Here is a 3578-nt window from a genome sequence, read left to right as displayed (position 1 = left end):
TTGCGTGCGCTTGTGTGCACCGCCAGCCTTGATTTGGGCGTCGACTGGGGAAATGTCGACTGCGTGATCCAGATGGGCGCGCCTAAGGGCTCCTCCCGTCTTTTGCAGCGCATCGGCCGGTCGAACCACCGCATGGATGAGCCCAGCCGCGCAATCCTCGTGCCCGGCAACCGTTTTGAATATCTCGAGGCTCAGGCCGCCTATGACGCCGTCGCCGAGGGCATGCGCGATGGCGAAACCTTCCGACCCGGAAGCTATGACGTGCTGGCGCAGCATGTCATGGGCATCGCCTGCGCCGGGCCGTTTTTTGAAGACGCATTGTTGGCCGAGGTGCAATCGGCGTTGCCTTATTCGGCCATTGACGCAGCTACCTTTGCCCGCGTCATCGCCTTTGTCGCCACGGGTGGATATTCGCTCAAGGCCTATGACCGTTTCAAGAAGCTGGTCAAAGACCCAGATGGCCGGTGGCGGCTTTCCCACCCGCAATTTGCGGCGCAGCATCGCTTTAATGCTGGCATCATCGTCGATTCGCCGATGCTCGAGATCCGTTTTCGCAATGGCCGTAAATTGGGCAAGGTTGAGGAATCCTTTGCCTCGACCTTAAGCCCCGGCAATACTTTCACCTTTGCCGGAATGGCGCTTGAGGTGGAATCGATCAAAGATTTTGACCTGATCGTCCGCGCCGCGACCAAGCCAGCGACCAACATCCCGAGCTATATGGGTGCCCGCCTGCCGCTGACGACGCATTTGGCTGGGCGCGTGCGCGAAATGCTGACCGACCGAACGGGTTGGGCGCGCTTTCCCGACGAAGTGCGTGAATGGCTCGAGATGCAGGCCTATCGCAGCCAGATGCCAAATGCCGGACAATTGCTTGTCGAAACCTTCCCGCATGACAAGCGGCATTATATGGTCACTTATCCGTTTGAAGGATGGAACGCGCACCAGTCGCTTGGCATGCTGTTGACGCGCCGGATGGAAAGCCGTGGCTTGATGCCCATGGGGTTCGTCGCCAGCGATTATGCTTTGGGTGTCTGGAGCCTCAAGCCGATTACCGACCCACGTCCGTTGTTTTCGGCAGATATACTGGCGGACGAATTTGTCGACTGGGTGGAATCGAGCTATTTGCTGAAGCGCGCCTTTCGCGAGGTTGCGGTGATCAGCGGCCTTGTCGAACGGCAGCATCCGGGAAAGCGCAAGACCGGCAAGCAGGTTACCTTCTCGACTGACCTGATTTACGATGTGCTACGCAAATATGAACCCGACCATTTGCTGCTTGAAGCCGCATGGGCCGATGCACGGACGCGGTTGACGGATGTCGGGCGGCTTGGCGATCTGTTGGACCGCGCCGCCGATACGATGCTGCATGTCGATCTGGATCGCGTGAGCCCGCTGGCGGTGCCGTTGCTGGTGATGATCGGCCGCGAAAATGTAGCTCAAGGTTCGGTCGACGACGCGCTGCTGATGGAGGCAGAGAGCCTCGCTGGTGTCGCGATGACGCCTTGAGTTGGCTTGATCGCATTATATCCAGCCAGACAGCCCGCTCGTCATCCTGAACCGCCCTCTCGTCGTCCTGAACCCCCTCGTCGTCCTGAACCCCCTCGTCATCCCAAACCGCCCACTCGTCATCCTGAACTTGTTTCAGGATAACGCGCAACAGTAGCGTGTTATCACGAAACAAGTTCGGGATGACGATATTAGGATTTATGAATTCGCATCGCATCCCTCCCCATCGGCTTGCGATGCGGAGGATGGTCTGGCTACCTTAATTCAGCAAATTCTGCTTCCAGAACATCAATGTCGCCCAAAACTGGTAATCGACATTTTCTTTCTTGGCGAAGCCATGCCCTTCGTTTTTGCCCAGCAGATGCCAGGCAACCCCGCCCTTGTCGCGGATGGCCTTAACGATCTGGTCGGCTTCCGATGCGGGCACACGCGGGTCGTTTCCGCCGGTGACGACAAACATCGGCTTGGTGATTTCGGCCACGCGAGTCAGCGGTGATATCTCGATCAACTTGGCACGCTGCGCTGGATCACGCTCGTCGCCATATTCGACGCGGCGCAAGTCGCGGCGGTAGCTTTGGGTGTTTTCAAGGAACGTCACAAAGTTGGAGATGGCGACAATGCAATTGGTTGCCCGCAATTTATCCTTGTACTGCACCGCCGCCGCATAGCACATATAGCCGCCATAGGACCCACCGGCGAGACCAAAGCGCGAAGCATCAAGCGATGCATCATTGCCAAGCGCGGTCAGGAACGCGCCCATATCCTTTACCGAATCCTCGCGTTTGAACGGTCCATTGTCCAGCCCGACAAAGTTTTTGCCATAGCCAGTTGACCCGCGCACATTGGGATAGAAAATGGCCAAGCCCATTTCGTTGAGCAGGTAATTACTGCGTCCCTGAAAACCGGGGCGCGACTGACCTTCGGGGCCGCCATGCACATTCATGATCATTGGCCGCTTGCCGGGAAATTTGGCGGGGTCGGGACGATAGAGAAATCCCGAAACCGAAAGTCCGTCAAAGCTTTTGACAGTAATCAATTCAGGCTCGACATTTTTGGACACATCAAGACCCCCGGTTTCGCTTTCGGTCCAGCGCGTTACTTTCAACGATTTGGGGTTAATGCTGTACGCGTCGGCGGCGCTTCGGGCCGAGTTGAAGGTAATGCCGATTTCACCCCATTCCGAAATGTCAAAGCCGCCCACTGTGCCAGCGGGCAGGCCATCGACCACGCGAACCTTCCCGCTTTTCGTATCGAGAATCTTCACCTTGCTCATGCCTGCCTCATTGGTGGCGTAGACGATGAAGCTTCCGTCGGGCGAGATGTCGAATGCGTCGACATCCCATTTTTCAGCTGGGCCCCGGGGGGTGAAAGCGCCCGTTTTGATATCCATCGTTCCAAGCCGCTGGAAATCCGACCCCTCGTCCGACGTGACCCACAGACTGCCATCGGGCGCAAATTCGGCGCCGCCAATCGCGATATCTTTTTGGTGGTCGCCAATCGGCGTCATTTGCCCGGTTGCAAGATCAAGCAGCGACATATCGACATTCGTCACCGACCGATATTGCGCGACAATCGCTTTTTTCTTGTCGGGTGCAAAGTCGGAGATTGCCCATCCGCCGCCCTGCACCTGCGCAACCATTTTGTTTGTCGACGGATCACGCGGATTCATGACGTAAAGGTCACTGTCGGTGCCATTGCGGCGCGTGGAGCTATAAGCAACCAGCTCGCCATCCTTGCTCCAGGCGTTGAAACCATTGCGGCTTTTGCCGTCCGTCAGCAGATCCAGTCTGCCATCCTTGAGCGCATATAACTGGAAAAACTCACCGCCTCCGACGTCCTTTTGCACAAGCAAGATATCACCTGTTTTGGGTGCCCATCGGCCATTACTTACTGGCTCGGCCTCAAAACTGATTTGCTTGCGCGCCATCATCGGGCCAGCCACGCGATGAATTTGGGCCGTATTTGCAAACCGCGTTGCCACCAGCATCGATTTGTCGATGGGGTGCCATCCGGCAAAGCTGGCGGTCCGGAATTCCATATAGGGGCGCGTCTGAACGGGGAGCTCGTCTGGAATA

Annotated in this window: 2 protein-coding genes; one reads left to right on the top strand and one right to left on the bottom strand. The window is 57.1% G+C overall.

The genetic code is table 11. The features are described from left to right. On the top strand, positions 1 to 1503 hold a 1503-nt coding region (locus ACLL9E_RS00545), incomplete at its 5' end, for a helicase-related protein (protein ID WP_411289799.1). Between the two features lie 259 nt (positions 1504 to 1762). Here the strand turns inward: ACLL9E_RS00545 and ACLL9E_RS00540 are convergent. Further along, positions 1763 to 3578, bottom strand: a 1816-nt coding sequence (locus ACLL9E_RS00540) for a S9 family peptidase (protein ID WP_411289798.1), incomplete at its 5' end; no start/stop codon positions are given.

The organism is Sphingorhabdus sp., from assembly GCF_046596595.1.
GTDB lineage: Bacteria > Pseudomonadota > Alphaproteobacteria > Sphingomonadales > Sphingomonadaceae > Sphingorhabdus_B.
The sequence above is the reverse complement of the archived record's forward strand: the minus strand, read 5'-3'. Positions and strand labels throughout refer to the sequence as shown.